At 48.9% G+C, this 16445-nt stretch carries 15 protein-coding genes; 5 read left to right on the top strand and 10 right to left on the bottom strand.

What is annotated here, in order from left to right; translation table 11 throughout:
• Positions 1-14: 14 nt before the first annotated feature.
• The 5 genes from ACQ31U_RS09080 (at position 15) to ACQ31U_RS09060 (ending at position 4807) form a co-directional block, all read left to right on the top strand.
• Entirely contained in the window at positions 15-569 is a 555-nt protein-coding gene (locus ACQ31U_RS09080; RefSeq protein ID WP_431051351.1) for a DNA-3-methyladenine glycosylase I, read from the top strand.
• A gap of 201 nt (positions 570-770) precedes the next feature.
• Complete coding sequence (locus ACQ31U_RS09075) at positions 771-1592, top strand: D-hexose-6-phosphate mutarotase (protein WP_431051349.1); 822 nt, start codon at positions 771-773, stop codon at positions 1590-1592.
• Between the two features lie 191 nt (positions 1593-1783).
• Entirely contained in the window at positions 1784-3181 is a 1398-nt protein-coding gene (fumC, locus tag ACQ31U_RS09070) for a class II fumarate hydratase (protein ID WP_431051347.1), read from the top strand.
• 123 nt (positions 3182-3304) lie between these two features.
• Positions 3305-3937: a chalcone isomerase family protein gene (locus tag ACQ31U_RS09065; protein ID WP_431051346.1), complete on the top strand. Its 633-nt coding sequence runs from the start codon at positions 3305-3307 to the stop codon at positions 3935-3937.
• Positions 3938-3982: 45 nt separating this feature from the next.
• Positions 3983-4807, top strand: coding sequence for a CsiV family protein (locus tag ACQ31U_RS09060; protein WP_431051345.1), 825 nt, complete (start codon positions 3983-3985; stop codon positions 4805-4807).
• 74 nt (positions 4808-4881) lie between these two features.
• Here ACQ31U_RS09060 and secF read toward each other — a convergent pair whose 3' ends face one another.
• The 10 genes from secF to ACQ31U_RS09010 form a co-directional block, all read right to left on the bottom strand.
• The gene (gene secF / locus ACQ31U_RS09055; RefSeq protein WP_431051343.1) at positions 4882-5859 is read right to left on the bottom strand and encodes a protein translocase subunit SecF; all 978 of its coding nucleotides are present in this window, start codon (positions 5857-5859) and stop codon (positions 4882-4884) included.
• 12 nt (positions 5860-5871) lie between these two features.
• Positions 5872-7719, bottom strand: coding sequence for a protein translocase subunit SecD (secD, locus tag ACQ31U_RS09050; protein ID WP_431051341.1), 1848 nt, complete (start codon positions 7717-7719; stop codon positions 5872-5874).
• 43 nt (positions 7720-7762) lie between these two features.
• Positions 7763-8062, bottom strand: coding sequence for a preprotein translocase subunit YajC (gene yajC, locus ACQ31U_RS09045; protein ID WP_431051339.1), 300 nt, complete (start codon positions 8060-8062; stop codon positions 7763-7765).
• A 140-nt stretch (positions 8063-8202) separates the two neighbouring features.
• Positions 8203-9363, bottom strand: coding sequence for a tRNA guanosine(34) transglycosylase Tgt (gene tgt, locus ACQ31U_RS09040; RefSeq protein WP_431051337.1), 1161 nt, complete (start codon positions 9361-9363; stop codon positions 8203-8205).
• A 212-nt stretch (positions 9364-9575) separates the two neighbouring features.
• Positions 9576-10676, bottom strand: coding sequence for a tRNA preQ1(34) S-adenosylmethionine ribosyltransferase-isomerase QueA (queA, locus tag ACQ31U_RS09035; RefSeq protein WP_431051335.1), 1101 nt, complete (start codon positions 10674-10676; stop codon positions 9576-9578).
• Between the two features lie 77 nt (positions 10677-10753).
• Positions 10754-14155 carry an exodeoxyribonuclease V subunit gamma gene (gene recC, locus ACQ31U_RS09030; RefSeq protein WP_431051333.1) on the bottom strand — a complete coding sequence of 1134 codons (3402 nt, stop codon included), beginning with the start codon at positions 14153-14155 and terminating at the stop codon, positions 10754-10756.
• Between the two features lie 57 nt (positions 14156-14212).
• The gene (locus ACQ31U_RS09025) at positions 14213-14542 is read right to left on the bottom strand and encodes a DUF5374 domain-containing protein (RefSeq protein ID WP_431051332.1); all 330 of its coding nucleotides are present in this window, start codon (positions 14540-14542) and stop codon (positions 14213-14215) included.
• A complete protein-coding gene (locus tag ACQ31U_RS09020) occupies positions 14523-15194 on the bottom strand; it encodes a DUF2572 family protein (protein ID WP_431051330.1) in 672 nt (223 codons plus the stop codon). Before ACQ31U_RS09020 ends, ACQ31U_RS09025 begins: the two co-directional genes overlap by 20 nt.
• Complete coding sequence (locus ACQ31U_RS09015; protein WP_431051328.1) at positions 15194-15946, bottom strand: prepilin-type N-terminal cleavage/methylation domain-containing protein; 753 nt, start codon at positions 15944-15946, stop codon at positions 15194-15196. The genes ACQ31U_RS09020 and ACQ31U_RS09015 overlap by 1 nt, the downstream gene beginning before the upstream one ends.
• A complete protein-coding gene (locus tag ACQ31U_RS09010) occupies positions 15909-16427 on the bottom strand; it encodes a type II secretion system protein (protein WP_431051326.1) in 519 nt (172 codons plus the stop codon). Before ACQ31U_RS09010 ends, ACQ31U_RS09015 begins: the two co-directional genes overlap by 38 nt.
• Positions 16428-16445 lie beyond the last annotated feature (18 nt).

Here is a 16445-nt window from a genome sequence, read left to right as displayed (position 1 = left end):
TATAAGGAAAAACCATGAGTTATTGTGATTACGTCAACAATCTAACCCCCGGGCAAGAGCAACCGAATAAAACCTACCACGATCAGCATTACGGTTATCCGATCAGTGATGACAACGAGCTGTTTGAGCGGTTGGTATTGGAAATCAATCAAGCCGGTTTGCGTTGGACGTTAATACTGAAAAAACAACAGAATTTCCGTGCCGCTTACGCCCAATTCGACATTGCCACTGTTGCCGCTTACAGCGAAGAAGACAAAGTGCGGTTGTTGAATGACGCCGGTATCGTGCGCAACAGGCTGAAAGTCAATGCCGCAATTCATAACGCACAGCAAATTTTATTATTACAACAGCAGTATGGTTCGTTCAAAAACTGGCTCGATCACCACCATCCTCGCGCCCTTGCCGATTGGGTTAAGTTATTCAAAAAGCAATTTAAATTCGTCGGCGGCGAAATCGTCAATGAATTTCTGATGAGCACAGGCTACTTGCCCGGCGCACACCAAACGGATTGCCCGATTTATGCCAAGGTGTTGGCAAGCGAACCGGCTTGGCTGAAATCAACATCATAGCGAGGTCATCCATGGAGTACAAATTTGATATCGCTTTAGATGAGCAATCGGAAAACATTATTAAAAAAATGCTGAATTCCAACAATTACCAATCAAAAAATGAGATTATACAAACGGCATGTGAGTTACAACTAAATCCAATTGCCAAGCCTTTTAATCCGCGTAGAATATCAACTACTTTCCATTCCAAAGGGTTACATTATGTCATTTCAATCCATACAACTGCTGAAACATATCCACCCGAGTCTTTCCCTGCAACAAATTAATGAAATTCCGGTTATCGTGCTGGATCACCCGCTTGGCAAAGCGGTGATCGCCTTGCAAGGGGCACACTTGCTCAGCTGGCAACCGCACTTTGCCACCGAAGATCTTTTGTGGTTAAGCGAAATCGAGCCGTTTAAACTGGGTGTGGCAATCCGCGGGGGAATTCCAGTGTGTTATCCATGGTTTAAAGATTACGGCACTCCGGCACACGGCTATGCACGGATTAACCTGTGGCAACTCAGTCAATGGCAAGTCAGCGATAACAAAGCCGAGCTAACCTTCACGCTGTATGACAACAATCATCTCGTTGAAGCCGAGCTGAAAATGGTGTTTAGCAGCGAATGCGTATTAACTTTCACGCACTATGGCGAACAAGAAGCGCAACTGGCGTTGCACAGCTATTTCAAGGTCGGCGATATTGCGCAAACCACGTTACACGGCTTGCCGAAAACCGCACTTAATACGTTAAATAATCGGCAAGAAAATGTCGCTTCGCCTCGTCAATTCACGCAGGAAACCGATTGCATTTATTCAGCGGAAAATCCGATTAGCCGGATTGAAGATAAAGCCCAACAGCGGATGATTGAAATTGAACATATCAATGCCTCGGATATCGTGGTGTGGAATCCGTGGCAGAAAAAAACCGGCAGTATGTCGCCGAAGGGCTATCAAACCATGCTATGTGTTGAAACGTCGCGGATTAGCCGCAAATTGACGCAAGGGGAAAGCGTGCAAGCGGTGATTCGAATCCAACGCTAAGCCCCACTGCTCCAAACCGCTAACGCAAGGGCGTTCAACACGCCCTTTGCCCCCTAATATTTGTCAAACTTCGTGACTCGTCTCACAAAACTTCATTTGTCATGATTTAGATCATCGCCTTTGCATTCCACTTAATAGGTAGTAATGTTAAAATTTTTCCGTTACCAATTCTATTAATAGAGGAAATTACTATGACATTTCGTATCGAAAAAGACACTATGGGTGAAGTTCAAGTTCCGGCAGACAAATATTGGGCGGCGCAAACCGAGCGTTCACGCAATAATTTTAAAATCGGTCCCGCCGCTTCTATGCCGCATGAAATCATCGAAGCTTTCGGTTACCTGAAAAAAGCCGCGGCGTTTGCCAACACCGATTTAGGCGTATTGCCAGTGGAAAAACGCGATCTGATCGGGCAGGCTTGTGATGAAATTCTGGCGAATAAACTGGATGATCAATTCCCACTCGTGATCTGGCAAACCGGTTCAGGTACGCAATCGAATATGAACGTCAACGAAGTGATTTCCAACCGCGCGCACGTGCTTAACGGCGGTAAACTGGGCGAAAAAAGCGTGATCCACCCGAATGATGACGTCAATAAATCCCAATCCTCCAACGACACCTACCCGACTGCAATGCACATCGCCGCTTACAAAAAAGTGGTGGAAACCACCATTCCATGCGTGGCGCGTTTGCAAAAAACCTTCGCCGAAAAAGCGGCGGCGTTCAACGATGTGGTGAAAATCGGACGCACCCACTTAATGGACGCAACCCCGCTCACCTTAGGGCAAGAATTTTCCGCCTATGCGGCGCAATTGGATTTCGGCTTAAAAGCGCTGAAAAACACGCTACCGCACTTGGCGGAATTGGCGCTAGGCGGCACGGCGGTCGGCACAGGCTTAAACACGCCGCAAGGTTATGATGTCAAAGTGGCGGAATATATCGCCAAATTCACCGGCTTGCCGTTCGTGACTGCGCAAAATAAATTCGAAGCCTTGGCAACCCATGATGCGATTGTGGAAACCCATGGTGCGTTAAAACAATTAGCGGTCTCACTGTATAAAATCGCCAACGATATTCGTTTATTGGCGTCGGGTCCACGCTCCGGTATCGGTGAAATTTTAATCCCTGAAAATGAGCCGGGTTCCTCGATTATGCCGGGCAAAGTCAATCCGACCCAATGCGAAGCCTTGACCATGGTATGCGCACAAGTGTTGGGCAACGACACCACCATCTCGTTCGCCGGTACGCAAGGGCATTTCCAACTGAACGTATTCAAACCGGTGATGGCGGCAAACTTCCTGCAATCGGCGCAACTGTTGGCTGACGCTTGTGTGTCATTCGACGAGCATTGTGCGGTTGGTATTGAACCGAATCACCCTCGCATTCAAATGCAGTTGCAAAATTCATTAATGTTGGTGACCGCACTGAATACCCATATCGGTTACGAAAATGCGGCGAAAATCGCCAAAACCGCCCACAAAAACGGCACTACCCTGAAAGAAGAAGCGATTAACCTTGGTTTGGTTACCGCTGAACAATTTGAAGAGTGGGTTCGTCCTGAAGATATGGTCGGCAGCCTGAAAAAATAACGCTGGCGCGATGAGAACGGGATCTTCGGATCCCGTTTTTATTCCCGGCTAAATTAGACCTTATCACCGTTTATGTTATAATCTCATTAAGTTGTGTTGTCCGAGTAATTCATCGGTTATATTATGAAATTATTAAAAATTGCCACTCCCCTGTTCCTTTTGCTTTTCAGCAAGCTGGCTTCGGCGACTTGGTTGCCGGTCGGTACGGTTGACTATACTTGGGGGCCTTTCCATATCTATACCATTACCCTGTATAGCGAAAATGGCGAATACCAACCGAACCAACGTCCGCTCATGCTGACGTTGAATTATGCCAAACCGGTCGAAGGCAAAAACTTTGCGATTACCATTAAAAAAGAGCTAAGCAATATTGCGCCGCAAGTCTCTCCCGAGTTACAAAGCCAGTGGGCGGCAAAATTAGAACAAAGCTTACCGGATTTTCAACCGCAAGATTTGCTGAATTATATTGCTTTGGAAGATACCGGTTATTTTGTGCTGAATGATACCGTATTGGAACCGCAATTCGGCAACGCGTTTAATCAGGCGTTTTTGGATATTTGGTTGTCACCGCAAAGCAGTTTTAAACGCTTACAAAGTAAATTATTAGGTCTCGATAAAGATCAACCGAGCAAATATTCGCCGCCGGCGCGCCAACTGGAAACCGCCCCGGTAGAAGAGGAAAGCCGGGATCCGTTAATCCTGCCAACGGTGCCCGACACCGTCCCTGCTACACCGGAAAGCGCAGAAGCCAGTTAATTCGACGTTGTTGTTTATAGCATTTTTATGATGGGAGTCTCTGTTATGCGTTTACCCCGAACCGTTTTGTCACTGGTTGCAAAATCTCTCAGCCTAATGTTGATTGGAAGCCAAGTTTATGCGGAACAAACCCCAAGCGCCGATCATCAAAGTGCGGTCAGCGCCGCCATTCCAACGGACAATCCGCCGCAATCCGCCACTGCTGCTGAAGAGTATGCCACGCAAATTAATGTGGAGATCATTGCATTCCAACGCCTGCTAGACGGCGATAGTCTGAACCAGCAATTCCCGGAACTCAGCTCGGTCATTCCGACCGCCGATGCCATTTTACCATCGGAAACACAAATCAACGCACGCGCATTGCCCGACAGTGCTATGCAGCTCAATGATATTTATACGAAATTTGAACAACACGATGCCTATGTGCCGTTTTATCACCAAGCTTGGACACAAGCGCTAAACCAACAAAGTTTGGCCGTGCCGATTCACATTCAATCAGCCGCGGATCGTCTCCCCTCGTTGGATGGGCGTTTTACGGTGTGGCAGGATGATAAAATCGAGTTAAATTTCAATCTGGCTTTTAGTTACGACGACAAAAAAAGCGCCTCCCGCTTAATGCCGGTTTTTGGCAGTGTCGGACAAGATGTGACAACCGTTGTACCGGATATTGACGCGGTCTCCGATAAAGAGCAAGAAACCGAAACCGCCGTCGCCTCGGCACGGCACACTATCCAGTATCAAAGCCAAAGCAGTTACACGGATAACCAAATGATGTATTTTGACCACCCGTTGTTCGGTATTTTAGTTTTGATTAACAGTGCCGATGGCAAACCGCTTAAAGGCGTCAGCGGCAGTAATATGACGCCATAACCTTTCTTATTCAATATAACAGAAAGCCATATTTGTGAACAAATATGGCTTTTACTATCGCCGCGAAAATCTGCCTACGGCATAATCGCCTCTTGGTCTTCGCCTTCTTTTTCAACTTTCGGCGGCAGCATGTGTTCGCGTGTTAAGCCGAGATCCAGCGCAAGTGCGGTTGCGATATAAATCGAAGAATACGTACCGAAACCAATCCCGATTAATAAGGCAAGTGAGAAGTTATGAATACTCGGCCCGCCCCAAATATACAATGCCAATACCACGACCAAGGTGGTTGCCGAGGTCATCAAAGTTCTGGCAAGGGTTTGGGTCAAAGAAATATCCATAATGTCTTGTGCCGCAGTACGGCGGATTTTACGGAAGTTTTCGCGGATTCGGTCAAATACCACGATACTATCATTCAGAGAATAACCGATTACCGAGAGAATCGCTGCCACGAAAGTCAAGTCGATTTCAATCTGTAACGCAGCGAATACGCCCAAGGTTACAATCACATCATGTGCTAACGCTAAAATCCCGCCGGCTCCCAAACGCCATTCAAAGCGTAGACCGACATACAACAGCAACATAATTAAGGTTACCAACGTGGCATAAATCGCCGCTTCGGTCAGCTCTTTCCCTACGTTCGGACCAACAAACTCAATACTGCGCACAGTTGATTGAGCATCAATACTTTGCAGAATATTGATCACTTTCGGTCCAATCGTGGTGTCGCCGTCTTCCGACGGTAAACGGATCATCACATCACGCGTGCCACCGGAAGCCTGCACCACCGCACTGCCGAAATCATTTTCCGCCAATGCAGACCGCACTTTCGGTAAATCCGCCGGTTGGGAGAAGCTGGCTTCGATCACGGTACCACCGGTAAAATCCAAGCCCCAGTTAAATCCCTTCGTCACCACAAAGAATAAACTGATGGCTATCACCGCTAACGAAAAAATATAGCCGGGAATGCGGTATTTCATAAACGGGATTACACTGCGTGCCAGTTTTATGCCGCTTTCGGTTTCAATAGGTTGTTTTGCTTTTACATTCACCATTTAATCCTCAATCTAAATTGACAACTTATCAATGCGTTTGCCGCCATACAGGAAGTTCACAATCGCACGCGTGCCGGTGATTGCGGTGAACATAGAAATCGCCACGCCCAATGACAAGGTGATGGCAAAGCCTTTTACCGGTCCGGTGCCGACCGCATACAAAATAATCGCGACCAAAATCGTGGTTAAGTTGGCGTCGAAAATACTGGAAAAGGCACCGTTGTAGCCTTCGTGAATCGCTTGTTGCACGCTGCGCCCGTTGCGCAACTCTTCCTTAATCCGTTCAAAGATCAGCACGTTGGCATCGACTGACATGCCCACCGCCAACACGATTCCGGCAATGCCCGGCATTGTCAGGGTTGCCCCCGGCAGTAAAGACAACACGCCAATCAGCAATACGATATTCAGCACTAAGGCAAGGTTGGCTATCATGCCGAATTTACGATAGACAAACAGCATAAACAGAATGGTGAAACCTAAGCCGTATAGACTCGCTTCCATGCCTTGTTCGATATTTTGCGCCCCTAAAGACGGCCCGATCGTGCGTTCCTCTACGATTTGAATCGGCGCAATCAACGCCCCGGCACGCAACAGCACCGATAAATTTAACGCTTCAGCCGGGCTGTCGATACCGCTGATACGGAAACGGCTGCCGAGACGATCGTTAATGGTCGCCACGTTAATCACTTCTTCGTGTTTTTCCAGAATCGGCGTGCCTTTGTCATCAACCCGACCACTCTCTTTATACTCGCTGTATAAGGTTGCCATCGGTTTGCCGATGGCATCGCGGGTCGCCGCCGCCATCAAATTGCCGCCCTCGCTATCGAGGGTAATATTCACTTCTGGGCGACCTGTAGTGTGATCGCTGCCCGACGTTGCCCCTGTGATATGTTCGCCGCCAAGAATCACGCGACGATACAGCACTACCGGATTGCCTTCGCGATCATTTTTCACTTCGGAATCTGACGGCACCATGCCGCGTGCAGCAAAATCGGCACTCGCATTAGTATTCACCAGACGGAATTCCAAGGTCGCCGTCGCACCCAAAATTTCTTTGGCGCGCGCGGTATCTTGCACGCCCGGCAATTCAATCACTATGCGTTCGGCCCCTTGGCGTTGCACCACCGGTTCCGCCACACCTAATTCATTTACCCGTTTACGCAAAATCGTCAGGTTTTGCTCAATCGCGTGTTCACGCACCTGTGCCAAGTCCGCTTCCGACATGGTAAGCGTAATCACTTTGCCGTTAAGGCTTTGTTGTAAATTCGGATCAATGCGGCGAATTAAACTTTGCGCTTCCGATTCGGAGGCTTGTTCGCCCAGCGTAATGACGGTGGAATAGTTTTCACCTTGACGGATATTAGTATAAGCAATCCGCGCTTTGCGCAATTCGGTGCGCAAATTGTCTTGGCGCTGGGTTTCCAGTTTCTCAAGTGCGGTCTTCATATCGACCTGCATTAGGAAACGTACCCCACCGCGCAAATCCAATCCCAGTTTCATCGGGCTGCCGCCAATCGCTTCCAACCACGCCGGGGTTGCCGGCGCCAGATTCAACGCCACTGAATAACCCTTGCCTAAATTTTCAGCCAGTTTATCTTTCGCCAGTAGTTGATCATCGGTATTGGCGAATTTTGCCAACACAGAACCGTTTTCCAATTGTAACGATTTCACCGCTAATTGGTTTTGTTGTAAGACTTGTTGTACTCGTTGATAAGTGGTGTTGTCTGCCTGCTGTCCGCGGGTGCCGGAAATTTGCACCGCAGGATCTTCACCATAAAGATTTGGAAGAGCATATAAAATGCCGATGGCGACCAAAATGATCACCATCAGGTTCTTCCATAAAGGGAAACGATTTAACACAATTAATGCCCCTCACTCGGAAGTTAATTGGAAGATTGGAAAATTACAGGGATTTCAAAGAACCTTTTGGCAGCACCGCCACCACGAAATCACGTTTGATGGTCACTTCGATATTGTCATTTAACGCAATCACGATGTAATCACTTTCGGCAGAGGCTTTGCTGATTTTACCGATTAAACCGCCGCTGGTCAGCACTTCTTCGCCTTTCGCCAGTGACGCCATTAAATTGCGGTGATCCTTGTTACGTTTTGCTTGCGGACGATAGATCATAAAATAGAAAATTAAGGCAAAGATTACCAAAATAAAGATCATTTGCATTCCGCCGCCTTGTTGTGCGTCCATTTTTTTATCCTTTTTAAGTTAGTGATTAAATTAAGTAAACAGGACGCTCATGCTTGTTCAACATAACCGCCCCGACTGTAATAGCGGTGTTCAAAATAGCATAAAACACGGCTAAAGTGAAAATCTTCTTGTTGTCAGGCTTATTTTCCGTCATCAAATGCGTGGTATTCATTCAACGGCGGCACCGGCTTGCCGATACGGGCGTAAAACTGCGCGACAAACTGTTCTAATTCGCCATTTTCAATCGCGGTGCGCAACTGTGCCATCAAGCGTTGATAATAACGCAGGTTGTGAATGGTATTCAGTCTCGCACCCAAAATTTCACCGCACTTGTCCAAATGATACAGATAGGCTTTGGTGTAATTTTTACAGGTATAACAATCACATTCCGCTTCCAATGGCGATACATCGTCGCGGTATTTGGCGTTACGGATTTTAATCACGCCGTCTGCGGTGAACAAGTGTCCGTTGCGCGCATTGCGGGTCGGCATCACGCAGTCGAACATATCAATCCCGCGGCGCACGCCTTCCACCAAATCCTCCGGTTTGCCCACGCCCATTAAATAACGCGGTTTATCCTGCGGAATTTGCGGACAAATATATTCCAAAATGCGGTGCATATCTTCTTTCGGCTCGCCCACTGCCAAACCGCCGACCGCATAGCCGTCAAAACCGATTTCCACCAAGCCCTCGACCGAAACCTTGCGCAATTCTTCATATACGCCGCCTTGAATAATACCGAACAACGCATTTTTGTTGCCTAATTCATCGAAACGATCACGGCTGCGTTTCGCCCAACGCAGCGACATTTCCATTGAATTTTTGGCATAATCAAAATCGGCGGGATACGGCGTGCATTCATCGAAAATCATCACAATATCCGAACCGAGATCATATTGAATTTCCATTGATTTTTCCGGCGATAAGAAAATTTTCTCGCCGTTAATCGGATTACGGAAATGTACGCCCTCTTCTTTGATTTTACGAATATCGCCCAAGCTGAACACTTGGAAACCGCCGGAATCGGTCAAGATCGGCCCGTGCCACTGCATAAAATCATGCAGATCGCCGTGCAGTTTCATCACTTCCTGCCCCGGTCGCAGCCACAGGTGAAAGGTGTTGCCCAACAAAATTTGCGCGCCGGTGGCTTTCACTTCTTCCGGGGTCATGCCTTTCACCGTGCCGTACGTCCCGACCGGCATAAACGCCGGCGTTTCCACGCTAAATTCCCCTTGCGGACGTTGAAAGGTCAAACGCCCGCGCCGTGCGCGTCCGTCGGTGTTGTGTAATTCATATTTCATATTTTGCTCCTATCAACGGAAAAACAGTCCGAAGATTGATCTTATTTAAAGAATAAAAGTGCGGCGATCCGTACTTTTGCTTTATGTCCCTCCCCATTTTTCTAGCGAAAAATGGTACTCCCTCCGCACAGGGAGGAAGGGAGAAAAGAATCTTCCAGCTACCTAAAATATCGTGGCTACTTAAAATATCGTAATTAGCTTGATTTGAAAACTCAAGCCAATCCGCTCACATCAGGATTTTTGCTAATAAACATCGCGTCGCCGTAACTAAAGAAACGGTACCGCTCGGCAACCGCACTTTGATACGCCTGCATGGTATGGCGGTAACCGGCAAAAGCAGAAACCAACATCACCAAGGTCGATTCCGGCAAATGGAAATTGGTAATCAGCGCATCGACCACGCGAAACGGTTTGCCCGGATAAAGGAAAATCGTAGTGTCGGAAAAATAAGGCGCAAGCAAGTGCGGTTGTTGTTGCGACAACGGTGTTTCCGCCGCTGCCAATGCCGCACTTTCGAGGGCGCGCACCGAGGTCGTGCCGACCGCAATCACCCGTTTCCCGGCAGCTTTGGTGGCTAACACCGCTTGCACCGTCTGCTCATCGACTTCAACATATTCGGCGTGCATATGGTGATCTTCCACTTTTTCCACCCGCACCGGCTGGAATGTGCCTGCGCCGACGTGCAAAGTCACAAAGGCAAAATTCACGCCTTTTGCCGCCAATTTGTCTAACAACGCCTGATCGAAATGCAAACCGGCGGTCGGCGCGGCAACTGCGCCGGGCACTTGATTATACACGGTTTGATAACGCTCCTGATCCATTTCTTCATCAGGGCGATCAATATACGGCGGCAACGGAATATGCCCGATTTGCTGTAAAATCGCCAACAACGGCGTATCGCCGACCACTTCCAACTCAAACAAGGTATCGTGGCGCGCTTTCATCACAAAAGCAATGCCGTTGCCCGCGCCTAACTTGTCTTCGCCCAGAATAATCTGCGCCCCGGCTTGCGGCGCTTTCGAGGCACGCACGTGTGCCAAACAACGGCGTTCGCCCAACACCCGCTCAACCAACACTTCTAATTTGCCACCGCTGCTTTTGCGTCCGAACATGCGCGCCGGAATCACACGGGTATTATTGAACACCAATAAATCGCCGGCGTCGACCAAATCCAACACCTCGGCAAATTGACGGTGCCGCAATTCGCCGCTTTGTCCGTTCAGGCACAACAAACGGCTGCTGCTGCGTTCCGCTTTCGGATAACGTGCAATCAGCTCGTCCGGCAACTCAAAATGAAAATCTGAAACTTGCATTTTTCCCACTCAATGATAAAAATTAAGCCTGCTAGTTTATTGATTGTTGCCACAAGTCGCAAGCGGATCATCACGATTTACTGACTTTCCCCAACCGCACTTTGCGCCATCAGCCCAAACCACTGCTGCATTTTCTCTTTTATCGCATTCAAATCAAGCTGTTGCTGTTGGCTGAGCAGCCGTTGCCAATAGGGATCGGCTTTGTCGCTTTCATGGAAACCGTCTTGTGCCAAGTTTTGAATTTCCTGCCGTAATTCCTCGTCTGTTTTCGCTTTATCGGCAAAAAACAGCGGATAAAGTGCGGTTGGCACCACAAACAACTGCTGTTCCGAGCGCAGGAAATCCGCAACGTAACAAGCTAACTGTTGTTGCGCTTGTTCGACGCTCATCTCCGCAAATTGCAAACGGCTCACCTTGCCTTTCTCAATCCCATAAAAGTGCGGTGTTGCGGCGGTTTGTTGCCGTTGCACGCATTGGGCTAAATAGGTGATCCAGCTTTCGATTTGATGTTGCGCTTTCACGCTGCCGCTGCGCCAGCGCACTTGCCGCCCTTGATACAGCTGTGTGATGTCGCCTTGCAATCGGTAATCTTGCCCGTCAATCTCAAACGTTAAATCAATCGGCAGGGTTTGCGCCGTTTGGCTTAAATACGGCGCAATCGCGGCACTGAGCGGTTGCAACTCGTCGCTGATTTTTTGTTCGGCAATCTCAGCAAAGGCGGCGCGCGGCAATTCGCCTTTATATTTGGCGTAGTCGAATTGTTGCCCCCAATCGCTTGCCGGTTGCCGTAAAAGCCGTTCCTTTAATTGGTAGTTTTCCAGTTTTGACAACTGAAACACTTCGCTCTCTTCCAACGCGGTGTCATATTGGCGGAAATACGCGCCAAGCTGTTGTTCAAAAAAATAACGCAACGGATCTTGCACAAAACGGATCAAACGATCCAATTCTATCACCGCACTTTGCAGCGGATTTGCCGCCAGCGGTTGCACAAAATTGCTAACGTCATGTTGTTGCTGCGTTGCCGCCAGCCACCCTTTGGCAAAAGAGCGGTTTGGATTGTGCGGCTTGAAATTTTCGGCACTGAACACGGTCATCGGGTGGGTTTGGATCAATTTTGAGCGCACTTCGCCGCTGTCCGTTGCGATTTGCTCCGCCAAATAATCGACGAGCTGGCTGACTAACACCGACGGTTGCAACACTTGATTATCGGTCAATGAACGTCCGACATAGCTGATATACAGCTTTTGTTGCGCCGATAAAATCGCCTCTAAAAACAGATAGCGATCATCATCACGCCGCACGCGGTCGCCTTTTTGCGGCGCATATTGCATTAAATCAAAGCTGTTCGGATTATGTCGGCGCGGATAATCGCCCTCGTTCATGCCGAGCAACGCCACCACCTTGAACGGAATCGCGCGCATCGGCAGCAAGGTGCAAAAACTCAATTTGCCGTTGAGAAAATTGAAACTGTTGTCTTCTTCCGATAAACGGCTGTTCATCAGTTCCGCCACCACCTCGCTGCTCAATTCGCCTTCAAATTGGGTCTCAAGTGCGGTTTGAAACACCTCATCAATCCGTTGCGCCAAAAACAGCAGGGCGTGGCGGCTGTCGTCGCTGTCGATAAAAAACTGCTGTAACGCATTTTGTAACGCCTGTTGCCAATCAGCAATGCGGTGTGTTTGTTGTAACAAGGCATGCCAATCTTGCAATTGTTGCAAAAACTCGCCCAGTTTGCCGACCAATTGCGCATCCAAGCCGAAGCTAAAATCAAATGCCACCGTCTCTTGCCAAACACCGTCCGCTTCGCGCATTGCCGTGCCAAGTAGCATTCTTTCCAGCCCACTTTGCCATGAATTGTAATTCGGCTCGCTTTCCCCCTCGCGGCGCAAGCCATAGCGAATGCCGTTCTGCGCCACCCAGTTTTTCAATGTTGTCAAATCAGAGAGTTCAATCGCAAAACGTTCACGCAGTTCGGCAACGTCAAGCAGCCCCAACACGGCTTCGGCGGTGAACGGGCTTTCTTTTAATTGCAACAACGCCAAAAAGGTTGAGATAATCACATCGCTGTGACTGTGTTTGCGGTCGGCGATTTCGTAGGGAATAAAATGCGGATCTTGGTAACCGTATTGCGCAAACACCGCATGAATATACGGCACATAGTTATCCACGTCCGCCACCATCACCACGATGTCTTTCGGCGTCAACGTGCGGTCTTGTTGAAACCAATGTAATAGTTGATCGTGTAAAATTTCCACTTCGCGCATTGGGCTGTGGCAAGCATGAATCGTCAGGCTTTGATCCTGCGCCTGCCAAACGAACGGCGGCGGCGATTGCAGCGGTTGCAAATCCAAAATCGCATTTTGCAGTTGCGCCAACAAGCCGTTCCCCGCAATCGCGGCGTAAGCGTCAATTTCATTGGCTTCGCTTTGACTTAATAATGATAAAAAATCGCGCCCCATTTTGCCCCATGCCGCCAACAGCGGATTGCCGCTTTGCAGATAGCCGAGCGGATTTTGCCAATCGTCCTGCGTGGCTTGCGCCTGTTGCTGCGCATTCAGCCACGGGCGCGAGTCTGCTTGTTCGGATGTTTCTTGCAAATAGGCTTGGCGCCGGCGCAATTGCAACTTTTGCAGAAAAGTGCGGTCAAGAATATCGCCCCAGTAATAACGGCACGGATTATTAAAAAACAGGTGGACTTCACTCTGCCGTGCCAACGCCTGAAAGGTTTGCAGATAAGCGGTCGGCAAGGCGGAAATACCGAAAATAAACAACCGTTGCGATGGCAATGCCGCCGTTTGCTTTGCCAATTGTTGCAAATAAGCCGTATGCAAATTGGCACGGTGATAACACTGTTCGCCCTGCTCTGCGCTTTGCTGCGCCACCCGCGCATACAACGCCCGCCACAATTTGCCCTGCCAGCTGACCGCACTTTGCAGATCTTGCTGCAATAAAGCCGACAATTCTTGATTATTTTGGCTTAAGCCGCGCCGTAATTGTTGCAGAATATCCTGTTCCCGTTGCTGTTCCCATGCGGTGATCCACTCGGGGCGATAGACCAAATATTGGTCGAACAGATCGGCAATTTTGCTTGCCAAGTGATACAGTTTTTCCTGTTCTAACGGCTCGCCGAGATATTTTTTCAATGGGGTAAAATCGCTGTCTGCCAGCAGCGTGGGAATCAGCGCCAACAAATGCCACAACATTGCCTCTTTTTGAAAGGCGTTTTGCTGCGGCACATTCGGCAAAGTGCGGTGATATTGTTGCCAAATAAAACTCGCCGGCAGCGGAAAATCGATGTTGGCGGCAACGCCGCACTCCGCCGCAATCTGTAATTTCAACCACTGCGCCATGCCCTGACTTTGCACCAAAATCTGTTCGCTCCGGAACGGATCAGGCAGCGGATTACGTTGCATTAAGTTGACTAAAATCGCTTTTTGAATCTCTAAATGGTTGGAATAATACAGGTGCAGCACGGTCATTCTCCTTGGCAGATGTGTTGCCATTGTCAACAAGAGCGCTAACGATTGCAAGCCGATTTAGCGATTTTCCGCACTCAAGCTGATTTCGCCCAACGGAAACCGCACTTTCACCCGTTGCGCTTGGCATTGCACGTCAAAGCGGATCTGATTTTGTGTGATCGGCGTTTCACAGCCCAAGCCCAAACGTTGGCGTGCAAATTGGTTTTGCGCCAGCAACAGCGCCTGATATTGCTGATAAATCTGCAAACCGTCACGCTGTTGTGCCGTCAGCCAACGGGAGACTGCCAACAGGCTGAAACTGAACAACATTAACGTCAGCAGCACCGCCGCCGTGCCCGCACCACGCCGATAGGCAAAACGCATTCGCTTATAACGGGTTAAAATCATGCCAACTGCCCTGCCTATACTGCCATTGTTGATACTCGGCAGCGGTTTTTTCGATCACTTGCGGGGTAAAAACAATCTGATCCTGCCGTTCCAACCGCACTTTACCGTTATGAATGACTGCGCCAAACAGTGTGCCGTCGCCGTTTAAACTGAGATCGCCCTCGGTGATCACCACGCCATAAAAATCCTGTTGCAACTGCCATTCAGCGTTTTCCACCAGCCACAATATGCCACCGCGCTGGTAATCTTCGGCACTTAACGGCAGGGTTAAAAATGTGAATTGTTCCACCTCGGCGTTCAAAAAATCACCTATTTTACTTGCCAATGCCTGTTGCGGCAACTGTTTAAACAGGCTTAGTTGGCGACATAATACAAAGTGCCGCTGCGTTTGCTTATCCGCGCCGGCAAAGGTTAAACGAAAAGTATCACTTTCGGCTCGGTTTATTGCGGCTTGTCGGCAAGCCGAATCGGCGTCAGGCGATAAACTCCGTGCCAACAACGGCTCACGTTGTTGTAAATAACGCATACGTTCGCCCAAATTGGCGCGCTGTAAGCCCAACACATCATGATCGACCAACAGAAACAGCCACAACACCGACGACAGCAACAAAAGCGCCCACAAACTCGCCATGCCCTTTTTCCAAGCTAACATTATTCTCCTGCCAATAAACGGTTGTGCAGTGCAATCACCACCGCACTTTGATATTGAATGTGCGGTTCGCGCTTATAATTGGCTTGAATTTGCACTAACACTCCGCGCCGTTGTGCCAGCCATGAAAAGTGCAAACGGCTGACCTGGTAGATGTCGCTGTCCAAGAGATCCGCCCAACCGCGCGTATCGCAACCGTTTTTTGCCAAGTAAGCATGGCATTGTTCACGCTCACACTGCTGAATTGTGCCGCTTTTGTACATCGCGCGCGTTTCCACCATTTTGCTTTTTAAACGATAACCCAACAGCTCTTTTTGAATGTCCAGCGTTCGATTTTGCCCCGCCACTTGGCACTGTCGACCATGATTGCCGCCGACGCAACCGCTGTGATCCAAATCGTACCAAAACAGTAAACAGCTGTTTGCGCTTTCACGGTTTGCCGCCGTGATCGTGGTTGAGCTGCCGTCTGCGTGGTTAAACAGCGCTAAGTTCGTTTGCTCAATCCGTTGATCGAGGTAAGCAAAACCGCTGCGGCTAATATCTTTTGCCATCAGTTGCAGTACTTTTTGCACCTCCTGCTGTAGTTGCAAACGCAGCAATAATTCGCGGTTAAACACGCTGGCTCGGCTGAAAAAACCGACAATCAACAACAAAAGGAACGAACCGACCGCCGCCGCAATCATCAATTCCAACAGGGTAAAACCCGCTTTATAACGCTTAGCTGTCATTAACACAGGCACTTGCCGCTTGGTCATCTTTCACCCTTAAACTGCCGACATTAAACAAGGAAAAAATCGAGCGGTGTTTGCCTGCCTGCAACACGAAACACGCCGCCGAGAAGGTGTCTCGTACACCGCTCAAGCGACTGATTTCGCTCGGATAGTATTTTTTACTGATAATCTGGGTTTGCGGTGCAAAACTCGCTTGATAAAAATGCGCCTGCACGCGTGCCGGACAACCGGCGGGAATAAAACAATCGCACAGCAGATTATCCTTGCGCTGTACCGTTACGCACCAATTTTTGTGGGTATCGCGGTTGATCAGCAACAACCAAATCTCCTGTGAATTTTCAATCCGCAGCTGCATATGACGCAAAAAGGCGAACAACTTTCTCTGCTCTTTCTGCAACACCTGATAATCCGACAACGCCTGCCATTGCGGACGTGTTGCCGTCGCCAATACGCTCAACACAAACACCGCCAATAACACGTCCAATAAAGTAAACCCGCTACGCATCACGCCTCCTTTTTGGAA

This window comes from Testudinibacter sp. TW-1 (assembly GCF_050613185.1).
Classification (GTDB): Bacteria; Pseudomonadota; Gammaproteobacteria; order Enterobacterales; family Pasteurellaceae; genus Chelonobacter.
Note: the sequence above shows the minus strand (reverse complement) of the source record. Positions and strands in the feature narration are given on the sequence as shown.

Coding starts and splice junctions, on each gene's coding strand:
- ACQ31U_RS09080 (WP_431051351.1), top strand. CDS start 15: ATGAGTTATTGTGATTACGTCAACAATCTAACCCCCGGGCAAGAGCAA.
- ACQ31U_RS09075 (WP_431051349.1), top strand. CDS start 771: ATGTCATTTCAATCCATACAACTGCTGAAACATATCCACCCGAGTCTT.
- fumC (WP_431051347.1), top strand. CDS start 1,784: ATGACATTTCGTATCGAAAAAGACACTATGGGTGAAGTTCAAGTTCCG.
- ACQ31U_RS09065 (WP_431051346.1), top strand. CDS start 3,305: ATGAAATTATTAAAAATTGCCACTCCCCTGTTCCTTTTGCTTTTCAGC.
- ACQ31U_RS09060 (WP_431051345.1), top strand. CDS start 3,983: ATGCGTTTACCCCGAACCGTTTTGTCACTGGTTGCAAAATCTCTCAGC.
- secF (WP_431051343.1), bottom strand. CDS start 5,859: ATGGTGAATGTAAAAGCAAAACAACCTATTGAAACCGAAAGCGGCATA.
- yajC (WP_431051339.1), bottom strand. CDS start 8,062: ATGGACGCACAACAAGGCGGCGGAATGCAAATGATCTTTATTTTGGTA.
- tgt (WP_431051337.1), bottom strand. CDS start 9,363: ATGAAATATGAATTACACAACACCGACGGACGCGCACGGCGCGGGCGT.
- queA (WP_431051335.1), bottom strand. CDS start 10,676: ATGCAAGTTTCAGATTTTCATTTTGAGTTGCCGGACGAGCTGATTGCA.
- recC (WP_431051333.1), bottom strand. CDS start 14,155: ATGACCGTGCTGCACCTGTATTATTCCAACCATTTAGAGATTCAAAAA.
- ACQ31U_RS09025 (WP_431051332.1), bottom strand. CDS start 14,542: ATGATTTTAACCCGTTATAAGCGAATGCGTTTTGCCTATCGGCGTGGT.
- ACQ31U_RS09020 (WP_431051330.1), bottom strand. CDS start 15,194: ATGTTAGCTTGGAAAAAGGGCATGGCGAGTTTGTGGGCGCTTTTGTTG.
- ACQ31U_RS09015 (WP_431051328.1), bottom strand. CDS start 15,946: ATGACCAAGCGGCAAGTGCCTGTGTTAATGACAGCTAAGCGTTATAAA.
- ACQ31U_RS09010 (WP_431051326.1), bottom strand. CDS start 16,427: ATGCGTAGCGGGTTTACTTTATTGGACGTGTTATTGGCGGTGTTTGTG.